General features: G+C 62.1%; 21 protein-coding genes. 8 read left to right on the forward strand and 13 right to left on the reverse strand.

What is annotated here, in order from left to right:
* The first annotated feature begins 7 nt into the window (after positions 1 to 7).
* Positions 8 to 1,219, forward strand: coding sequence for an MFS transporter (locus tag TU73_RS13765; protein WP_057012688.1), 1,212 nt, complete (start codon positions 8 to 10; stop codon positions 1,217 to 1,219).
* A 139-nt stretch (positions 1,220 to 1,358) separates the two neighbouring features.
* Here TU73_RS13765 and TU73_RS13770 read toward each other — a convergent pair whose 3' ends face one another.
* Entirely contained in the window at positions 1,359 to 1,673 is a 315-nt protein-coding gene (locus TU73_RS13770; RefSeq protein WP_057012689.1) for a DUF2834 domain-containing protein, read from the reverse strand.
* A 191-nt stretch (positions 1,674 to 1,864) separates the two neighbouring features.
* Here TU73_RS13770 and TU73_RS13775 point away from each other — a divergent pair, with 191 nt between their 5' ends.
* Entirely contained in the window at positions 1,865 to 3,574 is a 1,710-nt protein-coding gene (locus TU73_RS13775) for an amidase (protein ID WP_057012690.1), read from the forward strand.
* Between the two features lie 434 nt (positions 3,575 to 4,008).
* On the opposite strand, the gene TU73_RS13780 is transcribed toward TU73_RS13775, so the two are convergent.
* Positions 4,009 to 5,334 carry an aminotransferase-like domain-containing protein gene (locus tag TU73_RS13780; RefSeq protein WP_057012691.1) on the reverse strand — a complete coding sequence of 442 codons (1,326 nt, stop codon included), beginning with the start codon at positions 5,332 to 5,334 and terminating at the stop codon, positions 4,009 to 4,011.
* Positions 5,335 to 5,423: 89 nt separating this feature from the next.
* On the opposite strand from TU73_RS13780, the gene TU73_RS13785 reads away from it, so the two are divergent.
* On the forward strand, positions 5,424 to 6,314 hold the full coding sequence (locus TU73_RS13785) for a DMT family transporter (protein WP_057012692.1): 891 nt from the start codon (positions 5,424 to 5,426) through the stop codon (positions 6,312 to 6,314).
* A gap of 51 nt (positions 6,315 to 6,365) precedes the next feature.
* Entirely contained in the window at positions 6,366 to 6,860 is a 495-nt protein-coding gene (locus tag TU73_RS13790; protein ID WP_054897340.1) for a PaaI family thioesterase, read from the forward strand.
* Between the two features lie 344 nt (positions 6,861 to 7,204).
* On the opposite strand, the gene TU73_RS13800 is transcribed toward TU73_RS13790, so the two are convergent.
* Complete coding sequence (locus TU73_RS13800; protein WP_057012694.1) at positions 7,205 to 8,116, reverse strand: LysR family transcriptional regulator; 912 nt, start codon at positions 8,114 to 8,116, stop codon at positions 7,205 to 7,207.
* Between the two features lie 131 nt (positions 8,117 to 8,247).
* Between TU73_RS13800 and ampC the strand changes: the two genes are divergently transcribed.
* Complete coding sequence (gene ampC / locus TU73_RS13805; protein ID WP_057012695.1) at positions 8,248 to 9,387, forward strand: class C beta-lactamase; 1,140 nt, start codon at positions 8,248 to 8,250, stop codon at positions 9,385 to 9,387.
* Positions 9,388 to 9,496: 109 nt separating this feature from the next.
* Here ampC and dctM read toward each other — a convergent pair whose 3' ends face one another.
* The 8 genes from dctM to TU73_RS13845 all read right to left on the reverse strand — a co-directional run bounded on the left by dctM (position 9,497) and on the right by TU73_RS13845 (position 18,176).
* On the reverse strand, positions 9,497 to 10,777 hold the full coding sequence (gene dctM / locus TU73_RS13810; protein WP_057012696.1) for a C4-dicarboxylate TRAP transporter large permease protein DctM: 1,281 nt from the start codon (positions 10,775 to 10,777) through the stop codon (positions 9,497 to 9,499).
* Complete coding sequence (locus TU73_RS13815; RefSeq protein ID WP_057012697.1) at positions 10,777 to 11,409, reverse strand: TRAP transporter small permease; 633 nt, start codon at positions 11,407 to 11,409, stop codon at positions 10,777 to 10,779. Before TU73_RS13815 ends, dctM begins: the two co-directional genes overlap by 1 nt.
* 137 nt (positions 11,410 to 11,546) lie before the next feature.
* The gene (locus TU73_RS13820; RefSeq protein WP_057012698.1) at positions 11,547 to 12,530 is read right to left on the reverse strand and encodes a TRAP transporter substrate-binding protein; all 984 of its coding nucleotides are present in this window, start codon (positions 12,528 to 12,530) and stop codon (positions 11,547 to 11,549) included.
* 240 nt (positions 12,531 to 12,770) lie between these two features.
* Positions 12,771 to 13,586, reverse strand: coding sequence for an HpcH/HpaI aldolase/citrate lyase family protein (locus TU73_RS13825; protein ID WP_057012699.1), 816 nt, complete (start codon positions 13,584 to 13,586; stop codon positions 12,771 to 12,773).
* A 15-nt stretch (positions 13,587 to 13,601) separates the two neighbouring features.
* Complete coding sequence (locus tag TU73_RS13830; protein ID WP_057012700.1) at positions 13,602 to 14,795, reverse strand: CaiB/BaiF CoA transferase family protein; 1,194 nt, start codon at positions 14,793 to 14,795, stop codon at positions 13,602 to 13,604.
* Positions 14,796 to 14,805: 10 nt separating this feature from the next.
* A complete protein-coding gene (locus TU73_RS13835) occupies positions 14,806 to 16,155 on the reverse strand; it encodes an MmgE/PrpD family protein (RefSeq protein WP_057012701.1) in 1,350 nt (449 codons plus the stop codon).
* Positions 16,156 to 16,165: 10 nt separating this feature from the next.
* The gene (locus TU73_RS13840; protein WP_057012702.1) at positions 16,166 to 17,329 is read right to left on the reverse strand and encodes an acyl-CoA dehydrogenase family protein; all 1,164 of its coding nucleotides are present in this window, start codon (positions 17,327 to 17,329) and stop codon (positions 16,166 to 16,168) included.
* Between the two features lie 28 nt (positions 17,330 to 17,357).
* On the reverse strand, positions 17,358 to 18,176 hold the full coding sequence (locus tag TU73_RS13845) for an HTD2 family dehydratase (RefSeq protein ID WP_057012703.1): 819 nt from the start codon (positions 18,174 to 18,176) through the stop codon (positions 17,358 to 17,360).
* A gap of 243 nt (positions 18,177 to 18,419) precedes the next feature.
* Here TU73_RS13845 and TU73_RS13850 point away from each other — a divergent pair, with 243 nt between their 5' ends.
* The 3 genes from TU73_RS13850 to TU73_RS13860 all read left to right on the forward strand — a co-directional run bounded on the left by TU73_RS13850 (position 18,420) and on the right by TU73_RS13860 (position 22,140).
* Positions 18,420 to 19,301 (forward strand): LysR family transcriptional regulator, encoded by an 882-nt coding sequence (locus tag TU73_RS13850; protein ID WP_057012704.1) that lies wholly within the window; start codon positions 18,420 to 18,422, stop codon positions 19,299 to 19,301.
* A 207-nt stretch (positions 19,302 to 19,508) separates the two neighbouring features.
* A complete protein-coding gene (locus TU73_RS13855) occupies positions 19,509 to 21,332 on the forward strand; it encodes a serine hydrolase domain-containing protein (protein ID WP_057012705.1) in 1,824 nt (607 codons plus the stop codon).
* Between the two features lie 16 nt (positions 21,333 to 21,348).
* Positions 21,349 to 22,140 (forward strand): MipA/OmpV family protein, encoded by a 792-nt coding sequence (locus tag TU73_RS13860; protein ID WP_057012706.1) that lies wholly within the window; start codon positions 21,349 to 21,351, stop codon positions 22,138 to 22,140.
* Positions 22,141 to 22,219: 79 nt separating this feature from the next.
* Here the strand turns inward: TU73_RS13860 and TU73_RS13865 are convergent, their stop codons facing one another.
* Complete coding sequence (locus tag TU73_RS13865) at positions 22,220 to 23,497, reverse strand: ATP-binding protein (RefSeq protein WP_057012707.1); 1,278 nt, start codon at positions 23,495 to 23,497, stop codon at positions 22,220 to 22,222.
* Complete coding sequence (locus TU73_RS13870; RefSeq protein ID WP_057012708.1) at positions 23,498 to 24,205, reverse strand: response regulator; 708 nt, start codon at positions 24,203 to 24,205, stop codon at positions 23,498 to 23,500.
* Positions 24,206 to 24,254 lie beyond the last annotated feature (49 nt).

The following is a 24,254-nucleotide window of genomic DNA, read 5'->3' on the forward strand; positions in this document are numbered from 1 at the left end:
TGCCTGCATGTCGAGCCTTACCGCGACACCCGCCGCTGCCACAACGACGCCCCAGATAAGCCCCCTGGTCATGCGCGTCCTCGGCGCCTGTGCCCTGGCGCATATGATCAATGACCTGATCCAGGCCGTGCTGCCGTCGGTCTACCCGATGCTCAAGGCCAACTACGGCCTGAGCTTTACCCAGGTCGGCCTGATCACCCTGACCTTCCAGTTGACCGCTTCCCTGTTGCAACCCTGGATCGGCTATCACACCGACCGTCACCCCAAGCCGTGGCTGCTGCCAGCGGGCATGGTGTGCACCTTGATCGGTATTTTGATGCTGGCGTTTGTCGGCAGCTTCCCGGCGATTCTGCTCGCGGCAGGGTTGGTCGGCGTTGGCTCATCGACCTTCCACCCGGAAACCTCTCGCGTCGCCCGCCTGGCCTCCGGTGGCCGCTATGGCCTGGCGCAATCGACCTTCCAGGTCGGCGGCAACACCGGCAGCGCCTTCGGCCCGTTGCTGGCGGCGGCCATCATTATTCCCTACGGCCAAAGCCACATTGCCTGGTTCGGCCTGTTTGCGGTGTTCGCCATCCTGGTGCTGTACGGCTTGAGCCGCTGGTACCGCCACCACCTCAACCTGTTCAAGCTCAAGCAGGGCAGCCAGGCGACCCACGGCTTGTCCAAAGGCCGCGTGACCTTCGCCCTGGTGGTATTGGCTGTGCTGGTGTTTTCCAAATACTGGTACATGACCAGCCTGACCAGTTACTTCACGTTCTACCTGATCGAGAAATTCCAGCTGTCGGTAGCCAGCTCGCAGATGTACCTGTTCCTGTTCCTCGGCGCGGTGGCCGTGGGCACCTTTGCCGGTGGCCCGATCGGCGACAAGATCGGCCGCAAGAAAGTCATCTGGTTCTCCATCCTCGGCGCCGCACCGTTCACCCTGGCCCTGCCCTACGTCGACCTGTTCTGGACCGCGGTACTCAGCGTGGTCATCGGTTTTATCATCGCCTCGGCGTTCTCGGCCATCGTGGTGTTTGCCCAGGAATTGGTGCCGGGCAATGTGGGCATGATCGCCGGGATATTCTTTGGCCTGATGTTTGGTTTCAGTGGGATTGGTGCGGCGCTGCTCGGGATGCTCGCTGATCATCACGGCATCGAGTACGTATACAAGCTGTGCTCGTTCCTGCCGCTGGTGGGCATCCTGACGGTACTGCTGCCGTCGACCAAAGGCGTTTGACCGGTTTGCGGGGCCGATAGTCGTAGGTATGTGTGGCGAATCGGCGCCTATCTACCTGAAACCCCGCGATCTCAATGTGTGGGGCTTGCCTGCGAAGGCAGCCTCACAGTCGACACAGCTATATCGGGAGCAACAAACCTCACTTCATGGCCCGACGAGAAAAGCCATTAATGACGATATAAAGCAGCGGCCCCACCGACACAAACACCGCCGTCAGCACAAAGTACGGCAACACCGAGCCTATCGACCGCCCTCGCCCACGCGCATCCCGGTACATCCACACACACGCCAGCACTGCCATCAGATACAGGTCAATCACCACCTGCGCCGTATCGGGCCTGGACATCAGTTCCCATCCAAATGCCAGCAGTGATTGTTCGGCCGTGAGCATGGTCGCCACGGTATAGACGGTAAATCCCAGCAAGGCAGCCAGGGCGATATAAGGTTTTTGCATGGTCTCTTCCTTGAAGTGCAACGTTAATCAGCGCGGCCACCTTAGCGATAAGAGGCTGCCGCTCGCAATCCTGCTGACATCTTTCTCCAGATGTCCTGCGCGCCGCCTACACGAAGTATGCCGCGCTGGTTTTGTGAAATATCTGTACGTAGACTGCCGCCATACCCCCACTTGAAGGCGGCGAAAAAAACGTGATGCAAGTTACTGAAGTCTCCATTGCCCAATTGCGCGCTGCGCTGGAAGCCGGCCAGACCACGGCAGTTGAACTGGTCCAGGCCTACCTGGCGCGGATCGATGCCTACGATGGCCCGCACACCGCCACCGCATTGAATGCCGTCGTGGTACGCAACCCCGACGCCCTCAAGGAAGCCGAGGCCTCTGACGCGCGCCGTGCCAAGGGCCAGACCCTGGGGCCGCTGGATGGCATTCCCTACACCGCCAAGGACAGCTATCTGGTCAAGGGTCTGACGGCTGCATCCGGCAGCCCCGCGTTTGCCAAGCTGGTCGCCCAGCGTGACGCCTTCACCATCGAACGCCTGCGAGCCGGCGGCGCCATCTGCCTGGGCAAGACCAACATGCCGCCGATGGCCAATGGCGGCATGCAGCGTGGCGTGTATGGCCGCGCCGAAAGCCCCTACAACGCCGACTACCTCACCGCGCCGTTTGCCTCCGGCTCTTCCAATGGTGCCGGTACCGCCACTGCCGCCAGCTTTGCGGCGTTTGGCTTGGCCGAGGAAACCTGGTCGAGCGGTCGCGGCCCGGCCTCCAACAATGGCCTGTGTGCCTACACGCCTTCCCGCGGCGTGATTTCGGTGCGCGGCAATTGGCCGTTGACCCCGACCATGGACGTCGTGGTGCCCTATGCGCGCACCATGGCCGACCTGCTCGAAGTGCTCGATGTGGTGGTGGCCCAAGACCCTGACAAGCGCGGCGACCTGTGGCGCCTGCAGCCCTGGGTGCCGATCCCCAGCGTCACCTCGGTGCGCCCGGCTTCGTACACTGCGCTGGCAGCCAGTAGCGAGAGCCTGGCCGGCAAGCGCTTTGGCGTGCCGCGCATGTACATCAACGCCGACCCGGATGCTGGCACCAGCGAAAACCCGGGTATCGGCGGGCCGACCGGGCAAAAGATCCACACCCGTGCCACGGTGATCGAACTGTGGCAAGCCGCGCGCCAGGCATTGGAAGCGGCGGGTGCCGAAGTGATCGAAGTGGATTTCCCGCTGGTGTCCAACTGCGAAGGCGACCGCCCCGGTGCACCGACGGTGTTTACCCGTGGCCTGGTTTCCAAGGAATTCCTCCACGACGAACTGTGGGAACTGTCGGCCTGGGCTTTCGATGATTTCCTGCGCGCCAACGATGACCCTAGCCTGAACCGCCTGGCCGATGTAGACGGGCCGAAAATCTTCCCCCACGACCCCGGCACCCTGCCCAACCGTGAAGACGACCTGGCCGCCGGCATGGACGAATACGTGCGCATGGCCCAACGCGGCATCACGCCATGGGACCAGATCAGCACCCTGCCCGATGGCCTGCGTGGCCTCGAGCAAACCCGGCGTATCGACCTGGAAGACTGGATGGACAACCTCGGCCTCGACGCCGTGCTGTTCCCGACCGTAGCCGATGTGGGCCCGGCGGATGCCGATGTGAACGAAGCGTCTGCCGACATCGCTTGGAGCAACGGCGTGTGGGTAGCCAACGGCAACCTCGCGATCCGCCACCTGGGCGTGCCCACCGTCACCGTGCCGATGGGCGTGATGGCGGATATCGGCATGCCAGTGGGGCTGACGTTTGCCGGGCGCGCCTATGACGATTCGGCACTGTTGCGCTTTGCCGCGGCGTTTGAAGCCACCGGCAACAAGCGCATGATCCCGCCGCGTACGCCACCGCTTGTAGCCCGCTAAACACAGTCAATCTGTGGGAGCTGGCTGGCCTGCGATGGCGGCCGTTCAATCGACAGAGATGTCGAATGTGCTGCCCCTCAGGTAACCATGATGCGAAGCGAGCTGCTCTTGATCTTGATCTGCTTGTGATCTTGATCTCAGGCGCCCCGTTAAACCACGCTGGCCGAACGCAGGCTTGAATTCGAGGGTAACCCGGCAGGACGCCGGGTTAGCCGCCGTCAGGGCGGAACCCTAAGTGGCCGTTACCGCAGAAATGGATATGTACACAATCCAAATGTGTTGACTGTCAGGCCGCCATCGCAGGCAAGCCAGCTCCCACAGTTGGATCCCGGGGCGTCAGGTAGATTGGTGCCGGCTGTCGGGCGCCATAGGGGGCAAGCCAGCTCCCACATTTTGCCCGTATTTCAAATCAAGCCCTGTGGCAGGGTGTTCGCTCACCACGCCACCACCTTACGCACCTTCACCAGCGCCTCACGCAACGCCGCCATGGGCACCGAACCCAGGGCCAGGCGTAGCGCGTGGGGCACCTGGGCCGAGACCGCGAACGGTTCGGCGGTTGAAACCGAGATGCCAGCGCGCTGCAAGGTCATGGCGACCTGATCGGCGCGGGCGTCTTCCGCCAACGGCAGCCACAGAAAGTAGGATGACGGGTGGCTGATGGTCTTCACACCGCTCAGCACCTGTGCCGCCAACGCCTGGCGAGCCTGGGCATCCGCGCGCTTTTGCGCCTCCAGTTGCGCCACCGTACCGTCTTCGAGCCAGCCCACCGCAATCGCACTCATCACGCCCGGCACGTTCCAGGTGGTGGCCATGATCGTGCGTTCCAAGCCGTTGACCCAAGCCATAGGCGCAGCGATAAAGCCCACGCGCAAACCGGTGGCGACGCTCTTGGACAACCCGCCGATATACACCGTGCGCTCCGGGGCCAGCGTCGCCAGCGGCGCGGGCGCATCGTCGGCGAGAAACGCATAGGCGCCATCTTCGATGATCATCAGGTTGTGCTGCCGTGCAATCGCCACCAAGCGCTCGCGCTGTTCCAGGCTCAGCACCCAGCCCAGCGGGTTATGCAGGGTCGGCATGCTGTACACCGCACGTACCGGGCGCCTGCGACACAGGTTGTGCAGGTGGTCCAGGTCCGGGCCACTGGCGGTGACCGGGATGGCGACAATTTCCAGATGCAGGGTTTCAGCCAGCACCTTGAAGCCTGAGTAGGTCAGCGCATCCACCGCGATCACATCCCCAGGCTTGAGCAACGCCATCAGGGTCACCGCCAAGCCATGCTGCGCGCCGCTGACCACCAGTACTTGCTCGGCATCCACCGTCAGCCCCCGGTTCAACAAGTGTCGCGCCACAGCGGCGCGCTCATGCACACGCCCGGCATGGGGCTGGTAACGCAGCAGCGCCTCCAGGTCGCCGGACAGCGCCAGTTGACGCAACGCCGTGCGCAACAGTTCGGCTTGGCCCGGCAAGGACGGGTAGTTGAAGTTCAGATCCAGCAGGCCCGCCGCCACCGTCATCTGCCCACTGCCCTGCCCCGGCGGCAACGCAATCTCGCGCACGAAAGTACCGCGACCGGTCTCGCCACTGACCAGGCCCATGGCTTCCAACTCGCTGTACACTCGGCTGGCAGTCACCAGCGCCAAGCCATGCTCGGCGGCCAATTGCCGATGGGTGGGCAGGCGCGTGCCAGGTAGCATCTGGCCGCTGCGGATGGCCTCGGCGAAGGTATCGACCAGCGTCTTGTAGCGAGCACGGGGCATAGGGATGTATCCATGACAATTTTTTGATTGTCTTAATCTTCAATCCTAGGATGCCCAGCACGCAACTGCCATTTTCGGACAGGTCCCCCATGGAACGCACTTCTCCTCTCGCCACTCTGGACAGCAGCACCCAGGGATGGATCAACGGTTTTATCGGCGTGGTGATTTTCAGCGGCTCGCTGCCGGCCACGCGCCTGGCGGTCATGGAATTCGACCCGGTGTTCCTCACCATGGTCCGCGCCACTCTCGCTGCGCTACTGGGGTTGTGCCTGCTGGGGTTATTCAAGGAAAAACGCCCCACACGCCAGCAATGGGCACCGCTGGTTATCGTCGCGCTTGGCGTGGTGATCGGCTTTCCACTGCTGACTGCCCTGGCCCTGCAATACGTGACCTCGGCCCACTCCATCGTCTTCATCGGCCTGCTGCCACTGACCACGGCAGTGTTCGGCGTGCTGCGTGGCGGTGAACGGCCCAGGCCGGTGTTCTGGTTATTTTCGATCCTGGGCAGCCTGTTGGTGATGGGTTATGCCTTGGCCCAAGGCTTGAGCGCCGCTCCTGCAGGCGACTTATTGATGCTGTTGGCCGTGCTGGTATGCGGCCTGGGTTATGCCGAAGGCGCCAAACTGTCGCGCAGCCTCGGCGGCTGGCAGGTGATCTGCTGGGCGTTGGCGGCGTCGCTGCCGGTGGTGGCGCCGCTGAGCCTGCTGCTGGCGCCTTCGACCTTCAATGGCATCAGCCTGCCGGCGTGGCTGAGCCTGGGGTACGTGTCGCTGTTCAGCATGCTGATCGGCTTTGTGTTCTGGTATCGCGGCCTGGCCCAGGGCGGTATTGCAGCGGTCGGCCAGTTGCAGTTGCTGCAGCCGTTCTTCGGCCTGGCGCTGGCGGCGGGTTTGCTGCACGAACAAGTCAGCCTGGGCATGGTGCTGGTGACGGTGGCAGTGATTGGTTGCGTGGCCGGGGCGAAGAAGTTTGCTCGCTAACCCCTGGCCTGCTAAATAGAAGCGTCGCCCAAAAAATAACAAGGACTCTGCATGCACAGCGCTTCTCTCCAGGACACCACGGCGCCGGAAGGCATCTGCTACGGCTGCGGCAGCAGCAACCCCCATGGCCTGCACATCAAGAGCCGCTGGGATGACGATGGCGTGCACGTCATTGCCGAGCATCAACCCGAGGCTAAATACAGCGGCTGGCCAGACCTGGTCTACGGTGGCCTGATCGCCATGCTGGTGGACTGTCACTCCAACTGGACCGCCATGGCCTACCACTACCGCGCCGAACAGCGTGAACCCGGCAGCCTGCCGCGCATCGACTGCGTCACCGGCAATCTGGGGATCAAATTCATCAAGCCCACGCCCATGGGTGTGCCCCTGGTCCTGCGGGCTCGGGTCGAAGGCGAAATCGGCCGCAAAAGCCGGGTGGTCTGCGAAGTGTATGCAGGCAGCGTGCTCACCGCCGTCGGCGACTCGGTGTTCGTGCGCGTCGACACCGGCCAACTGGCCGCGGCCGCCCATGGTCGCGAGGTGTGATCCGGACTGAGTTGATCAGAAATGCCCTACTTGCTTTTGCTGCGGGCACAGCCATGATCTGACACCCTGCATTGAAGAGCATCTAGAGATGACATGTGAGATTTGTCTGGGGCTCAATGAGCAATTTTCCGAGGGTCATAACCTGACCTGGCTGAACTTCGGCCTCCAGATCACCAGCGTGCCTTACGCCGAGATCAGCCTGCAGGAACAGTGTTTCTATCGGTTCCTCTTCGAGAGCGGCCTGGTATGGAAAATCGACCACGTCGATGCTTATGGTGATTACTGGCTGTGCGTGCAACATGACGAACACAGCTATGAAATGCTCGCACCCGTTGCGGGCAGCTTCAAAAAAGTCCCCTGTGACCGCCCCTACCCAGTGACCGCACACTCGCCTCTTCACGCAACCACCCCTTGAACGCCAACATCGCCGGTGTCTCATTGCGCGACTGCAAACGCGTCAACCAATAGCTGCCGGTGGTGATCCCCACCGCGAACGGCTGGCGGAACACATCGCTCTCCAACTGTCGCGAAAACATCAGCGCCGGCGCCAGCGCCACGCCGCTGCCTTGCAGGGCGGCTTCCATCATCGCCAGCGAGGAGTCGAACACGATACTGCGCGGCACCCGCGTATCGATGGGCAAGCCGGCGGCCTGGAACCACAGGCTCCACTCATCGACACGGTAGGAGCGCAGCAAGGTGTGCTTCAACACGTCCGCCGGGCTGTGCAGTTGCTCGGCAATCTGCGGTACGCACAACACCGTCAACGGCGCCTCCAGCAATGGGCACGCATCGGTGCCGTGCCAGGCTCCGGCGCCAAAGCGTATCGCGTAGTCCAGGCCTTCGGCGGCCACATCCACGCGGTTGTTGTGGGTGGACAGGCGCAGGTCGATAAACGGGTAGCGACTGTGAAAGTCCGCCAGGCGTGGCAACAGCCAGCCCACCGCAAAGGTGCCGACCGCCCCCACCGTCAGCACTTCACGGTAATGCCCGCCTTCGAACTGGCCCAACGTCAGGGCAATGCGATCAAAGGCATCACGCAGCACCGGCAGCAGGGTTTCGCCTTCGCTGGTGAGCATCAGGCCCCGAGGCAAGCGCTTGAACAACGTGACATTGAGTTGGGCTTCGAGGCTTTTGACCTGATGACTGACGGCCGCCTGGGTCACGCACAGCTCAATGGCCGCACGGGTAAAGCTCAAATGGCGCGCCGACGCTTCGAAGGCACGCAGGGCATTAAGCGGCAGGTGGGAACGCAGCAAGGCTTACCCCAATTTTTCTAATGGCAGGTGCGAGATATCATCGTTTGCCGACGCCCGGAAATCCACCTACATTTGCCACGCCTGCGCAGGCCCTGCCCATCATTGCCACCTTTACATGGAAGCGATTCACCATGAACTATCAGCCCAAGTACCTGGTTTCAGCGTTGCTGCTCTTGTCCGGCAGTTGCATGGCCGCCACAGACATGCGCCAGGTCGTGGACAGCAACGTCAAGCCCTTGATGCAACAGCAAGACATCCCCGGCCTTTCGGTCGCGGTGATCAACCAGGGCAAGGTGCAATACTTTAACTACGGCGTAGCCGCCAAGGACACCCAGGCCGCGGTCAGCCAAAACACGCTGTTCGAAATCGGTTCGGTGAGTAAAACCTTCACCGCAACCCTGGGTGGTTATGCCCAGGCCATCGGCAAGCTCAAGCTGTCGGACAAGGCCAGCCTGTACTTGCCGTCCCTGGCCGGCAGCGCGTTCGATCGCATCAGCCTGCTGCAACTGGCGACCTATACCGCCGGCGGCCTGCCGCTGCAATTTCCGCAGGCGTCCGACAGTGCAACGACCATGCTCGGCTACTTCCAGCACTGGAAGCCGACTTACGCTGCGGGTGAACAACGCTTGTACTCCAACCCCAGTATCGGCCTGTTCGGCTACCTGACCGCGCAAAGCCTGGGCCAGCCGTTCAACGTTGCCATGGAGAAGACCCTGCTGCCCAAGCTAGGGTTGACCAACACCTATGTCAGCGTGCGCACCGACAAGGCCAGCCAATATGCCCAAGGCTATGACAAGCAGCAAAAACCGGTGCACGTCGGCCCCGGCGCCCTGGACAGCGAAGCCTACGGCATCAAGACCAGCAGCCAGGACCTGGCGCGCTATGTGATCGCCAATATGCACCCGCAGACCCTGGAGCAGCCGTTACAACAAGCCATTGCCGCCACTCACGCCGGCTACTACACCGTCAACGGCATGACCCAGGGCCTGGGCTGGGAACGCTACCCCTACCCCATCACCCTACAAGCCTTGCTGGACGGCAACTCCACACCCATGGCGATGGAGCCGCACAAGGTCAACTGGCTGAGCCCGGCCCAGGCGCAACCGGCCAACGTGCTGTACAACAAGACTGGCTCCACTGGCGGCTTTGGTGCGTATGTGGCGTATGTGCCAAGCAAGGACATGGGCGTGGTGATCCTGGCGAACCGCAACTACCCGAATGCCGAGCGGGTGAAGGTGGCGCACGCGATCTTGAGTGCACTGGGCCAATAAGGCCGAACACAGTACAAAAAATGTGGGAGGGGGCTTGCCCCCGATGAGGGCGTGTCAGTAATGCATCTGTAACTGACCCACCGCCATCGGGGACAAGCCCCCTCCTCCATTACATTCCCAGCCACTGCGGCAGTGCGAGGGAAATAAACGGCAAATAAGTGACCATGATCAGGAACACCAACAGAATCATCAGCCACGGCATCGCCGCGCGGATGGTCTGCCCCAGGGTCAGCCCCGTCACCGCCGAGGTCACGAACAGGTTCAGCCCCACCGGCGGGTGCACCAGGCCGATTTCCATGTTCACCACCATCACAATGCCCAAGTGAATCGGATCAATGCCGAGCTTCATCGCAATCGGGAAGAAGATCGGCGCCAGGATCAGCACGATGGCCGACGGTTCCATGAAGCTGCCGGCAATCAGCAGCACCACGTTGACCATAATCAGAAAACCAATCGGCGTCAGCCCTTCGGAGATCACCCACGCAGTGATTTCCTGGGGGATCTGCTCAGTGGTCAGCACATGGGCAAACAGCATGGCGTTGGCGATGATGAACATCAGCATGATCGACAGCCGCCCCGACTCCAGCAACACCTTGGGGCAGTCGCGCAGCTTCATGTCCTTGTAGACGAACAGCGCGACAAATGCCGAATACACTGCTGCCACTGCCGCCGCTTCGGTCGGGGTGAACATGCCGCTGTAAATGCCGCCGAGGATGATCACCAACAACAACAGGCCCCAGAACGCCCGGCGTGCGCAACTCAGCCACTCACGGAACGTCGCCCGTGGTTGCGCCGGCAATTTCTTGATGCGTGCGACGATATAGATCGCGATCATCAGCATCAGGCCCAGCAACAATCCCGGGATCACCCCGGCCATGAACAGCTTGCCCACCGAGGTTTCGGTCGCCGCCGAATACACCACCATCACAATCGACGGCGGAATCAGAATGCCCAAGGTCCCGGCATTGCAGATGATGCCCGCACCAAATTCCTTCGGATAACCGGAACGTACCATGCCCGCCACGGCAATCGAACCCACTGCTGCCACCGTGGCCGGTGACGACCCGGACAGCGCCGCAAACAACATGCAGGCCAGCACCGCCGCAATCGCCAGGCCGCCACGAATGTGGCCCACACAAGCATTGGCAAAGTCGATCAGCCGCTGGGCCACGCCGCCGGTGGTCATGAACGCGCCGGACAACAGGAAAAACGGAATCGCCAGGAAGGTGTAGGCATCGCTGGTTTCAAACAGTTTGATCGCCAGGGAACTCACCGAGTCCTGGCTGAACATCAAAATCGACACCGCACCGGACAGCCCCAAGGCAATCGCAATCGGCACGCCCAGGAACATGAACACGAACAACAGCAGAAACAGACAGAGCACGGCCATCAGTGACGCTCCTCATGGCTGCCGGCCAACTTGCTGGCCTCACCGGCCTCGTCGGCCAACCCCAACCCGACCTGGCGGTGGGTAAAGATGCGGTAGAAAATTTCCAGGTAGCGGATCAATACCAAGGCAAAACCAATGGGCACGATCACCACGATGTCGCCGACATCGATGCCGAACTGGTCGAGGTCTTCGGCGCCGATATGCGCGGTCATCACTGCGCTCACCCACTTGTAGCTGGCCACCATGAACAACCCGGCATAGGCCAGGCAGCACAAGCAAGCGAGCATGCCGAGCAGGCGTTGCACCGGGCGCTTGGTGAGCCTGACCAACGCGTCCACGCCGAGGTGGCCGGCGGTGCGTACACCGTAGGAAATGCCGAAGAAAATCAGCCAGCCGAACATGGCCTTGGTCAGCGCCACGCTCCAGGTCATGTCCTGGGCCCAGGTCATGGTGCCGTCGCCCAGGACGTTGAAGAAATTGCTGCTCCAGGCCCATTTATCCGCCAGGGCGAAGAACAGGGTGTAGATGTTGTTGAGCATGACGTAGACGAATGTCACCAGGGTCATGGCGGCCAGCAGGAAAGCGATAAAGCCTTCCTCCAGGTGCTCCCAGACGCGCCTTAGCGTTTGCATGGCAAAACCTCGCGAGGCAGAGATAGGTAAAAAGCCAGGTCAACCTGTGTGTGGCTTGCCTGCGATAGCGGTGGACCAGCCGCCAGTTGTATCAACTGACACACCGCAATCGCGGGCAAGCCCGCTCCCACAGGGGATTACTGGTTGGATGCGTCCGCCGCCTTGATCAGATCAGCCCCGATCTCGCCTTCGAACTTCTGCCACACCGGGCGCATGGCCTCGCGCCAAAGGGAACGTTGCTCTGGAGACAGTTCAATGATTTCGCTGGTCTTGGCGTCGATGATTTTCTGCCTGGCCGACTGGTTCAGCGCTTCGGCCTGTTTGTTCACCTCGACGGTGACCTCAACCATGACCTGCTCCAGGGTGCTGCGGATATCCGGCGGCAGGCCATTCCAGAACTTGGCGTTGGTGATCACCATGTAGTCGATCAGGCCATGGTTGGACTCGGTGAAGTACTTCTGCACCTCGTTGACCTTCTGGCTTTCATAGTTCGACCAGGTGTTCTCGGTGCCATTCACGGTGCCGGTCTGCAGCCCTTGATAGACCTCGGCGAAGCTCATCTTGCGCGGGTTGGCGCGGATTGCCTTGAACTGCTCCTCGAGCACGCTGGAGGCTTGCACGCGGAACTTCAGGCCACGGGCGTCCTTGGGTTCATGCAGGGCCTTGTTGGCGGAGAGCTGCTTGAGGCCGTTGTGCCAATAGGCCAGGCCGAGGATGTTCTTGTCCTGCATCGAGGTCAGCAGCTGCTTGCCCTCGGCGGCCTGGAAACGGTCGACCGCGGCCAGGTCGTTGAACAGGAACGGTAGGTCGTAGATCTGCACTTGCTTGGTGTACTGCTCGAACTTGGCCAGGGACGGCGCCAGCATCTGCACATCGCCCAGCAGCAGCGCTTCCATTTCCTTGCCATCGCCGAACAGCGACGAGTTGGGGTACACCTCGACCTTGACCTTGCCGGGCAGGCGCTCTTCGGCGAGTTTCTTGAACAGCAGCGCGCCCTGGCCCTTGGGGGTGTTTTCGGCGACCACGTGGGCAAACTTGATCACAATCGGGTCTGCCGCATGGGCCAGGCCTGCGGTAAACAAGGTGGCGGCGCACAGCAGCGCCCGGGAAAGCTTGAGCATGGGAAATCACCTTCTTATTGTTGTGTTGTCAGGCAAGGTGCCTGATGTGATGCGTGTTGAGAATTTCGAATTTTAGATACCTGCGTTCGGCCTGGCCGAACGCAGACCTGAAGCCTTACCGCGATTCAGTGTGGGAGCTGGCTTGCCTGCGATAGCGGTGTGTCAGGCAACACAGACATTGACTGTTTTACCGCTATCGCAGGCAAGCCAGCTCCCACATTTTGTTCACGGTTCCGGCAGTCAGGGCTGGGCGGCCAGCAGCCGTTGCGCGCGCAGCAACACCGGCGCATCCACCATCTGCCCATCAATCTGATAAGCCCCTGCCCCATGGGCACCCGCCTCCACCACCCGCCTGGCCCAGGCCAGCTCTTCGGCGCTCGGCGCCAGCGCTGCATGGATCACCGCAACTTGCTTGGGATGGATACACAACGCCCCGGCAAAGCCCATTTCATAGGCATGCCGGATCGAGCGGCGCAGGCCCTCGGGGTCGTCGATGGCGGGGTGTACGCCGTCCAGCGGTGCGACCAGCCCAGCGGCGCGCGAATGCACGATCAGCGCCAGGCGCGCCTGGTCGAGGGCGAACTCAGCGGCGCGCGAATGGCTGCTCAGGTTGAGGTCCAGGGCCAGGTCCAAGCCACCGAACGACAGCCGCTCCACCAGCGGAGCATGGGCAATGTCGGCCACCGCCAACAAGCCGCGAGCGCTTTCGATGATCGGCCAGATGGGTTTGCCGGTGGCAGCTACTACGGCGACCTGGGCTGCGCTCTCAACCTTGGGTAGCAGTACACCCGCGACATTTGCATGGGCCTTGCAGAACGCCACATCTTCAAAATGCTCGGCGTGCTCCGGCGCATTGATACGCACCCACACCTGGGCTCCGGGATGGGCGTGCAAAAACACCCCCAGGTTGTCCCGGGCCTGGCGCTTGAGCGGTTCTTCCACTGCGTCTTCAAAATCCACGATCACCGCGTCGGCGCCGCTGGCCAGGGCCTTGGCAAACCGCTCCGGGCGGCTGCCCGGCACAAATAACGCTGAACGTACTAAGGGCTTTGGCATCGCTGAAATTCCTGGTTAGATAACGCCGCGTGCACGCAGGCTGTCGATGGTGTCGGCGCAATAACCCAGCTGGTCAAGGATACCCTGGCTGTGTTGTCCCAATGCCGGCACGCCATCCATGCGCGGGGTGAACGCGGCATTGCGTGCCGGTGGCAACAGCGACGGCAACGGCCCGGCCGGGCTGTCGACTTCGCGCCAGCTGTCACGGGCCTTGAGTTGCGGGTGGTCCCATACGCCTTGCATATCGTTGACCAGGGCGCTGGCGATCTGCGCGTCCTCCAGGCGCTGGATCACCGCCTCGGCGTCCAACTGGGCAAAGCTTGCGACAATGATCTTGCGCAACGCGTCGCGGTTGGCCGAGCGCTTGAAATTGGCGCTGAAACGTTCGTCCGTCGCCAGCATCGGGGTGAGCAGTACTTTGTTGCAGAACGCCGCCCACTCACGCTCGTTCTGCAACCCGAGCATCACCGTACCGCCGTCACCGGTAGGAAATGGCCCATACGGGTAAATCGTCGAATGCGCCGCGCCGGCACGAGGTGGCGGTGGCGCGCCGTCGAAGGCGTAGTACATCGGGTAACCCATCCACTCCACCAGGCTTTCGAGCATGCTCACGTCGATGCGGCTGCCCTGGCCGGTTTTGCCGCGCAGCAGCAGTGCCGACAGAATGCCGCTGTAGGCGTACATGCCGGCGGAGATATCGGCGATCGAGCAACCGGCCTTGGCCATTTGCTCGTCACCCCGGCCGCCGGTCACCGAGAGAAAGCCGCCTTCACTCTGGATCAACAGGTCGTAGGCTTTCTTTTTCTCGTAGGGCCCGCCTTCGCCGTAGCCGGAAATATCACAGACGATCAGCCGCGGGAAACGCTCATGCAGTGCCTCGAACGACAAGCCCATGCGCGCCGCCGCGCCGGGGGCCAGGTTCTGCACCAGCACATCGGCATCGGCGAGCAGCGCCTCGAGTATGGCGCCCGCCTCGTCCTGCTTGAGGTCCAGGGTGAGGCTCTCCTTGGAACGGTTGGTCCAGACGAAATGCGACGCCAGGCCACGCACGCGCTCGTCATAGCCCCGGGCAAAGTCACCGGCACCGGGACGCTCGACCTTGATCACCCGGGCGCCGAGATCGGCCAATTGACGGGTGCAGAATGGCGCGGCAATCGCGTGTTCCAGGCTGACGACGGTAATGCCGTCCAGCGGTCGTTGATTACTCATGACAAATCCCTCAAAGCCAATGGGCCATGGACGCGGTGTGACGCAGGTTCCACACCTGCTCGATCAGGCCATTGGCCTGGGCCGGTGTGCGGGCACCGCTGAAGTGGGTCAGGCGCTGGAACTTATCCGCCAGTTCGGCGCGGCTCAGGGTGTTGCCCGGGTCACCCTTGGGCTCGTCGATGGCGCCATGCAGCGTGCGGCCATCGGTGGTGGTGACGGTGACGCGGCCCAGCCAGCGTTGCGGGTAGGCAGCATCGACCTCGGGGTCGAGAGTCATGCTGACCTTGTCGCGAAAGGCCGCGACGGCGGGGTCGTTCAACGCCAGTTCATGAAATTCAGGCAGTCCAGCCTTGCCATGCACGGCGATCAGGCCGAGCACGGTGCCCATGGAGAATTTGGCTTGGTGCACCGTGGTCGGCACCGTCACTCGACCGAGCACATCGATGGCGCCTTGATGCACGCGGGTCTGTACTCGAGCAATCTGTGCGGCGCCCAAGCCTTCGCACTGCATCACCGCCAGCAGCGCATCGGCGGCTGGATGGGTGTGGCGGCAGGAGGCGTGGAATTTGAACGAGGTTTCCACCAGCGCCCAACGGCTGCCCAGGCCGGCGGATAATTTGCCGGGTTCGGCATCAGTGGACATGCCCGCCGCCAGGCCCTGGTCGCCTTCCAGGATATTGCGTGCGCCGGTCAAGCCATCGGCGGTGAGATAGGCCGCCAGCAAGCCGTCCGCCGCGGCCTTGGCCGTATGCAGTTGCTTGGAGTCGGCGGCATCGCGCAAGAACTCCCACAACCCGGCCGCCTGGGTGCCGGCGCTGCCGAGCAGGTTGATGAACTGTTCCTGGTTGAAATCGAACAACTTGCCCACCGCGACCGCCGCCGCCAGGGTGCCGACCGTGGCCGTGGTGTGGAAGATGCGGTAATGGGAGCGGCCCATGAATTCACCGATGCGAATCCCAGCCTCATAACCGGCCACCGAGGCCAACAACAACTCGCGGCCTGATTTATTGAGGTCCTGGGCAGCGGCCAAGGCGGCAGGAAACACCACCGTGGCCGGGTGCAGCACCGAGCTGTTGTGCAGGTCATCCTGCTCCACCAGATGGGATGAGGCCGCGTTGACCAGCGCGGCAAAATACGCGCTGGTGCCGGTGCCGTTGACGATCACCTGGGCCGGGCCGCTGCTCGGCCCCATCTTCTGCGCATAACGTTCGAACAGTGGAATCGGATGGGCGCCCTGGCTGGCCAGCGCCGAAGCGAGCCAATCCAGATACAGCTCTTCGATGCGCGCCAGTACCGGCTCGGGCACCTGTTGGTAAGTCAGATCGGCGAGGAAACGGCACAGGGCCTGGGTATCGCGCATGCTCAGGCCCTCAGAAGCTACGTGGCAGTTCGAGCAAATGCTCGGCCACGTAGGACAGGATCAGGTTGGTGGAGATCGGCGCCACCTGGTACAGGCGGGTCTCGCGGAATTTGCGCTCCACGTCGTATTCGCAGGCAAAGCCAAAACCGCCGTGGGTTTGCAGGCAGGCGTTGGCCGCTTCCCAGGACGCCTTGGCCGCCAGGTACTTGGCCATGTTGGCGCTGGCCCCGGCGTGCTTGCCGCTGTCGTATTCCTCACAGGCGCGCCAGCGCATCAGGTCGGCCGCTTCGATCTCGATATGGGCCTCGGCAATCGGGAATTGCACGCCCTGGTTCTGCCCGATGGGCCGGCCAAACACCACGCGGTCGCGGGCGTAGGCGCTGGCCTTTTCGATAAACCAGCGACCGTCACCGATGCATTCGGCGGCGATCAGGGTGCGCTCGGCATTCAGGCCATCGAGGATGTACTTGAAGCCCTTGCCCTCCTCGCCAATCAGGCTGTCAGCGGGCAACTCGAGGTTGTCGAAGAACAGCTCGTTGGTCTCGTGGTTGACCATATTGGCGATGGGCTGCACGGTCAGGCCGTTACCGATGGCGTCGCGCAGGTCAACCAGGAAGATCGACATGCCTTCGGACTTTTTCTTCACCTCGGCCAAGGGCGTGGTGCGCGCCAGCAGGATCATCAGGTCGGAATGCTGCACCCGCGAGATCCAGACTTTCTGACCGTTGATCACGTACTTGTCGCCACGCTTGATCGCGGTGGTCTTGATCTTAGTGGTGTCGGTGCCGGTGGTGGGCTCGGTGACGCCCATCGATTGCAGGCGCAGCTCACCGCTGGCCAGCTTGGGCAGGTAGAAGCGTTTCTGCGCCTCACTGCCGTGACGCAACAGGGTAAACATGTTGTACATCTGGCCGTGTACGGTGCCGGAGTTGCCGCCGCAGCGGTTGACCTCCTCGAGGATCACCGAGGCTTCGGCCAGCCCCAGGCCTGAGCCGCCGTATTCTTCGGGGATCATCGCCGACAGCCAACCGGCGTCGGTCAACGCCTTGACGAAGGCTTCGGGAAAGCCCTTTTGTTCATCGATGCTGCGCCAATAGGCGGCATCGAACTCGGCGCACAAGGCACGCACGCCTTCGCGGATGGCATTGAGTTCTTCGTTGTCATTTGGGTTCATTAACGGCTCTCCGCCTGTTGTTCTTGGATTATTCGAAATGCACCTGGGCGGTCTGCGCCAGGCCTTCGGCATTGCCGGCCCAGAGTTCTGCGACCCCGGTTGCGGTGAGGCGCCCGCCCACCTCAAATGGCTGCGGTGCAATCAACGGGCGTATGCCGCGATAACTGAAACGACGCAGCGTCGCGTCGGGATGCGCCCGGCAGAATGCGCGCAGGCTCATGGTGGCGATCAGCGGGCCATGCACCACCAGGCCGGCATAACCTTCGGTACCGGTGACATAGGGGTAGTCGTAGTGGATGCGGTGGCCGTTGAAGGTCACGGCGCTGTAGCGGAACAACAAGGTGGGCGTCGGCTCGACCGTCTCCGTCCACTCGCCCTGGGCCAGGGCATCGCCGCTGCCGGGCTTGGGCGGTGTCGGTTCGCGGTAAACGATGTCCTGTTCCTCGCGGATCGCCAGGCGGCCGTCCTGGGAGTAGTCATGGCGCACAGTGACAAACAGCAAGGAGCCGGTGCGCCCGGCCTTTTCTTCGACTTGGGTGATGGTCGACACACGGGTGGCCACCTCGCCGGCACGCAGCGGGTGCAGGAATTCAATACGCCCACCGGCCCACATGCGATTGCGATTATCGGCCGGCGGCAGGAAGCCGCCACGGGCCGGGTGACCGTCGCTGCCCAAGGCCGATTCCGGCAGTGGGTCCTGGAAGAAGCACCATTGCCACAGTGGCGCAACGGCTTCGCCCTCAGCGGGCACGCTTTCGCCGAACGTAGCGGCGATACGCTTGAGCAGGTTATGGCTCAGGTGGTCGTGGGCAGTTTCACTTCGGCCGATCCAATCAGTGGCACTCATCGGGTGCAGATCCTCAGGCAGTGGGTGTCTGCTGCGGATCATGCAAGGGTCTGGCCGTTCTGAGAATTTGCATTTCAATAAACCAGCGTTCGGTTATGCTGAACGCTTACAGCCACACCGTGAACCAATGTGGGAGCTGGCTTGCCTGCGATAGCGGTATGTCAGTGAGCATTTCCGTTACTGACACACCATTATCGCAGGCAAGCCAGCTCCCACAGGAACCGTGCTCATCCCGGAGCCACCATGCATTTTGATCTCGCCGACCTGCGCCTGTTTATCCATATCGCCGAATCCCCCAGCCTGACCCAGGGCGCCAAGCGGGCGTTCCTCTCGCCGGCCGCCGCCAGTGCGCGGATCAAGGCCCTGGAAGGCCAGCTCGACACCCGCCTGTTGTACCGCGACAGCCGTGGAGTGGAGATCACCCCGGCAGGCGAACGCCTGTTGCACCACGCACGGTTGATCATGCGCCAAGTCGATTACCTGAAAAGCGAGTTCACCCAATACGGCGTGGATTCGGCCGGGCATATCCGCATCTTCGCCAACACCACGGCGGTCACCGAGTTCTTGCCGGAAGTGCTGGCGGGCTTTTTGTCCCAGCGGCCGGGGGTGACCGTCGACCTGCAGGAGCGCCTGTCCCGGGATATCGTGCGCGGCGTGCTCGATGGCACCAGTGACATGGGCATCATTGCCGGTCCCGTAGAAGCATCGGGTTTGCAGGTGCTGCATTTCAGCACCGATGAACTGGTGCTGATGGTGCCGGTCGGGCATCCCTTGGCAGACCAGCCGTCGGTCACCCTGGAGCAGACCCTGGCGTACCAGCATATCGGCCTGCATGAAGGCAGCACGCTGTTGAGCTTTTTACGCGAACACGTTGAGCGCCTGGGCAAGCAGTTGTCGCTGCGCATCCAGGTTTCGAGCTTCGAAGCGATCTGCCGGATGGTCGAGGCCGGGGTGGGCATTGGCATCATTCCCGAGTCCGCTGCCCTGCGCCACAGCCGCACCATGCAGTTGGTGACCGTGAAGCTGGACGAGCCCTGGGCGATTCGCGAGCGCAGCATCCTGGTGCGCGAATTGGAGGCGCTGCCGGGGACCATTCGCGCACTGATCGCTACCTTGATGCCCTGATATTGTAGGAGCGAGCTTGCTCGCGAAAAACCAAAGGCGCCACGTTCATTCAGCAAGCACGCGTCATCGTTACGATTTTCGCGAGCAAGCTCGCTCCAACAGTTGGCCGTTAACAGTCTTTGACAGTTTCTCGACAAAGCACTCAAAGATTGTTGGCCCCCGCAGCCCTAGCATTCGAGCATCCAAATACCAATCGAGTGCTCTTTCATGTTTCGCAGATTGCGCGGTATTCCGCTGTTGGGTTGCCTGCTCGGCAGTATCGGTTGCCACTCGCAGCCGCCTGCCCCGCCGACGATTCAAAAAGGCGATTACGGCGCGATCATCCGTTACCTGCAAGCCCGCATTCCCAAGGACATGGCGAGGGAAAATGTAGTTGGCTTGTCGATTGCCCTGGTCAACGGCCAGGAGCTGATCTGGGCCCGTGGCTTTGGCGTGGCCGATAAGGCCCAGGGCGTGCCGGTCACACCCAACACGGCGTTTCGTGCCGGCGGCATCTCCAAACTGATCACCGCCACCGCGGCGTTGCAACTGGTAGAGCAACAACGCCTGGCACTGGATGCGCCGATCCAGCAAACCCTGCGCGAATTCTACGTACGCTCACGCTTTCACAGCGACCAGGCCGAGGCTGACCGTGCGATCACCTTGCGGCGTTTGCTCAGCCATCAATCCGGTCTACCCAGCGAACATCTGCGCGACGTGCACAGCACCTACGCCATGGGGCAAATGCCGATGCGCGTATCGGGCGTGTGGCTGAGCAGCCTGCCAGGTTCCCAGGTGGCTTATTCCAACCTCGGTTATTCACTGGTGGGCGCCGCCATCGAACGCAGCAGCGGCAAAAATTTCGAAGCGCAACTGCAAAGCAGCCTGTTCAAACCCTTGCAGATGAACCAGTCCAGTTTCCTCGGCACCGGCGCGCACTTGAGCTTTCGCGCCCGGGGCTATGAGGACGGCAACGCGAGCACCGACGCGCAGGTGCGCGACCTCGCCGCCGGCGGCCTGTGGGCCAGCCCCAAGGATCTGAGCCACTATGTACAGATGCTGTTCGCCAAGGGCAGCTACAAAGGCAACCGGGTGCTGGAAGGCGCCTCGATTGACGCGATGTTCACCCAGCAGAACACCGGCAACGCTTTGGATTTCGATTGCCAGATGGGCCTGGGCTGGTTCCTCGCACCCTGTGGTGACGAGCCGATTGGTCCGGGCGTGCGTACCTACCAGCACAGCGGTGGCGGCGACGATTTCGCCGCGCAATTGACCCTGCTGCCGGACCAGCAACTGGCCGTGATCATCATGGCCAACGACAGCAATGCCGAAGAGATGGTGGTGTCGCTGTCCACTGACAGCCTGCGCCTGATGCTTGAGGCCCAGACCGGTGACCCCGTCTGCGCCGACGACTGCCAGGCCCCCAGCCACGGCCTCAAGCTGCGTCATGTGCCGGCAGCCGTTGACCGCAAGCGCCTGGCCGGGTTCTACGCAACCGCGTGGGGGGTGTTCCGCATCAAGGATGACCATGAACGCCTGGCCGGTGAACTGGCCGGCTATGACTTCGAGTTATTGCGCGATGACCAAGGCTGGTTGCGCGCGCAGAAAAAGGTGCTCGGTTTCTGGCTCAAGGACCTGGGCGACCTGGGTCGCATCCAGCTTGATGTAGTGAGAGTTCAAGGCCGGCAGATACTCACTGCGCGCAGTCACGGCCAGCGCATCGCCATTGGCGAGCGCATCGAGGCACCGCCCTTGCCCACGGCGTGGGCCGACACTATCGGCACCTACCAGGTGCTTAACACCCATGAACCCGACGCGCCATTGAGCGGCATCAGCGTGCGCCTGGAAGAGGGCTTCCTGGTGATTCGCGGCCAACTGCATGACGAGCCACTGACCGACTACATCCTGCTGCCCGTGGACAACGCCCATGCGGTATTGGCCGGCAGCGGCTACGGCCTGGGAGACACCGTCAGCCGCCAGATCAACGGCCTGAGTGCTTCGGGCTACTCCTTCAAACGTACGCACTCTCCCCACACCCCCCTGAATTTCTAACCAGGAGCATCCCCTGATGTACCCAAAGAACCTGTGCCTGTCATTCACCTCCTTGTGGCTGCTGGCCACTGCCGGCACGGCCCTGGCCGAAGACTGGCAATACAGTCTCAAGGCCGGCGTGGCCAATGCGCCCCGCTACAGCGGCAGCGATGAACGCATGACAGCCCCCGTGCTGGGCGGCAAAATCGTCAGCCCCTGGGGTATCTTCCTCGACACCGACACGGGCCTGGGCTGGGGCTATGAAGGTAATGCCTTGAGCCTCAGCGCCTACGTCGGCGCAAGCGATTCTCGCAAAGATAAAAACCAAAGCATGCATGCCGGCTCCAAACGCCTCAAAGGCATGGGCGAAATCAAATCACGCCCGCAATTGGGCATGAGCGCAGCCTACAACCTCGGTGGTGTGATTATCGGCGCCACCCTGGAACACGCGCTCAAGGAAGATGACCACAAAGACACCGGCAAGGCCTACACCCGCCTGGAGCTGAGCCTGGGCACCAATCTGTATGAAGGCCGCTTCGGCTCTGTCGATGCCAGCCTCAACAGCCACTTCGGCGACCGCGACTACCTGCAGACCTGGTACGGCGTGACCACCGGCCAGGCCGCCCGCAGCCGCTTCAAGGAATACAAGGCCGCAGGCGGCAATATCAGCAATGGCATGAACCTGGTGTGGAGCTTGCCGATCAACGAGCACACTCAGTTCTCCACCTTGCTGGATGTGCAGTACCTGGCGGATAAAGCGGGCAAGAGCCCGATTGTGGAGCGGCGCTTGCAGACGTCGGTGATGGGGATGGTGGAATACACCTTCTGATTCAAGTTGGTAACCCAATCAGAATGTGGAAGGGGGCTTGCTCCCTCCCACATTTAGCCTGCGCAGTATTCAAAAAGTGTTACTCGGCATACGCCCAGGTCATCCGGAATGACGCCCCGCCCCACTCCGAGTCCAGCACTTGCACCTGCCCGCCATGCCATTGACTCACGCGCTTGACCAGTGCCAGACCCAGGCCAAAGCCGCCGGTGCGGCGGTCGCGGCTGGTGTCGAGGCGCAGGAAGGGTTCGAAGATCTTGGTGCGGCCCTCCAGCGGTACGCCCGGACCGTCGTCATTGACCCGCACTTCGTAACCGCTGCCGAACTTGACCAGCGACACCTCCACACGGCGGTCGGCATAACGAATGGCGTTGCGCAACAGGTTGATCACTGCGCGCGCCATAAAGCGTGGCTCGATCCGGATAAAGTCGACCTCACAGGTGCGCAGTGACAACTGCACCCCTTCCGCCTCGGCCTCCAGGGCCACGCTGCCAATGACGCTGTCGAGCCAGCTGTGGGCCTCGATATTCTCGCGGGTCACCTGGGTGGCGCCGCGCTCCAGGCTGGCATAGGTCAACAGCTCGGAAACCATTTCCTCCAGCTCCCCCAGGTCGGCGTACATGTCGCTGATCAGCTCACGGCTCTGGCGTGGATCACTTTGCTGCCTGAGCTGATCGAGCTCGAACGACAAACGCGCAATCGGTGTGCGCAATTCATGGGACACGGCATTGGTTAGTTCGCGCTGGTTGGCGATCAGGCTTTCGATGCGCTCGGCCATCTGGTTGAAGTGCCCGGCCAGTTCGCGCACGGTGGAACGACGCGGCAGCAGGATGCGCGAACCGAGGTCGTTGTCACCAAAGCGTTGCGCGGCCAGGCGGATGTGCTCCAGGTCGCGCCAGTGCGGGCGCACCCAGAAATACAGGACAACGGCCAGGCTCACGCCCAGAAAGCCATAGGCCCACAGGTACAGCCATTTGGGTTCTTCCGGCAGTTGTATCTCAAGCAATTGCGGGCCGTTGTCGATGGGCGCCAGGAATTTCATGAAGTCCTCGCGCACCACCACCTGGTCATTGGCCAGGAGCTTCTGTTCGCGCTCGCTCAGGTGCTGGGCGTCGCGCGGCACCAGTTGCAGGCGCAAACCATAATGCGGTTGCAGCTCAGCCAGGCGTGCCTGGCGCGCGTCACCCCGCACCGGTCGCAGTTGTTCCACCAACGCCCAGGCCGGGCCGCGCAGGGCTTCACGGTTATAGGTCTCGTTGGACTCTGGCATGTACGCGTCCAGGCCGTAGTTAACCAGCCAGATCGACCCGGCCAGGCCGAGCGCGAGGATGACATAGAGGCGCAGATACAAGCGCAGCATCTAGGCCTCCCACGCGAACGGATTGAACAGGTAACCCTTGCCCCAGATGGTCTTGATGCACACCGGCTCGCGGGGGTTGTCGTTGAGCTTGCCGCGCAATTTGCTGATATAGACGTCGACGCTGCGATTGAGGCCGTCGAAGGCAATGCCGCGCATGCGATTGAGGATGTCATCGCGCGAAAGAATCTTGCCCGAGCTGCTGGCCAGCAACCACAGCAGCTCGAACTCCATGGTGGTGAGGTCAATGTTCTCGCCACCCAGGCTGACCACCCGGCAACTGCGATCGATCGACAAGCGGCCGAATTCCAGGGCACCGCGCACCGTCGGTTCGGGCGCTTGACGGCGTTGCAAGGCGCGCAGGCGAGCCAGCAGCACCGGCGGTTTGATCGGCTTGATCACGTAATCGTCAGCGCCGGACTCAAGGCCGAGGATATGGTCCAGGTCATCTTCCTTGGCGGTGAGGATCACAATGGGCGTATCCGACACATTGCGAATCTCACGGCATACATGCAACCCGCTCTGGCCCGGCAGCATCAAGTCGAGCACGACAATCTTCGGCTTGAACTCAATGAACGCCCCCAAGGCTTTATCGCCCCGGTGGACCACCCGTACCTCAAAACCATGTTGCGATAGAAAATGTGCGATCAGCCCTGCCAGCTTCTCATCGTCCTCAACGAGCAGGACCTTGCCCAGACCCAGGTTTTCCATAAGTTCTCAGTGTGGATAGGCGGATTGAAGTGTGGGCATTATAGGTGGC

The organism is Pseudomonas libanensis (assembly GCF_001439685.1).
Taxonomy (GTDB): domain Bacteria; phylum Pseudomonadota; class Gammaproteobacteria; order Pseudomonadales; family Pseudomonadaceae; genus Aquipseudomonas; species Aquipseudomonas libanensis.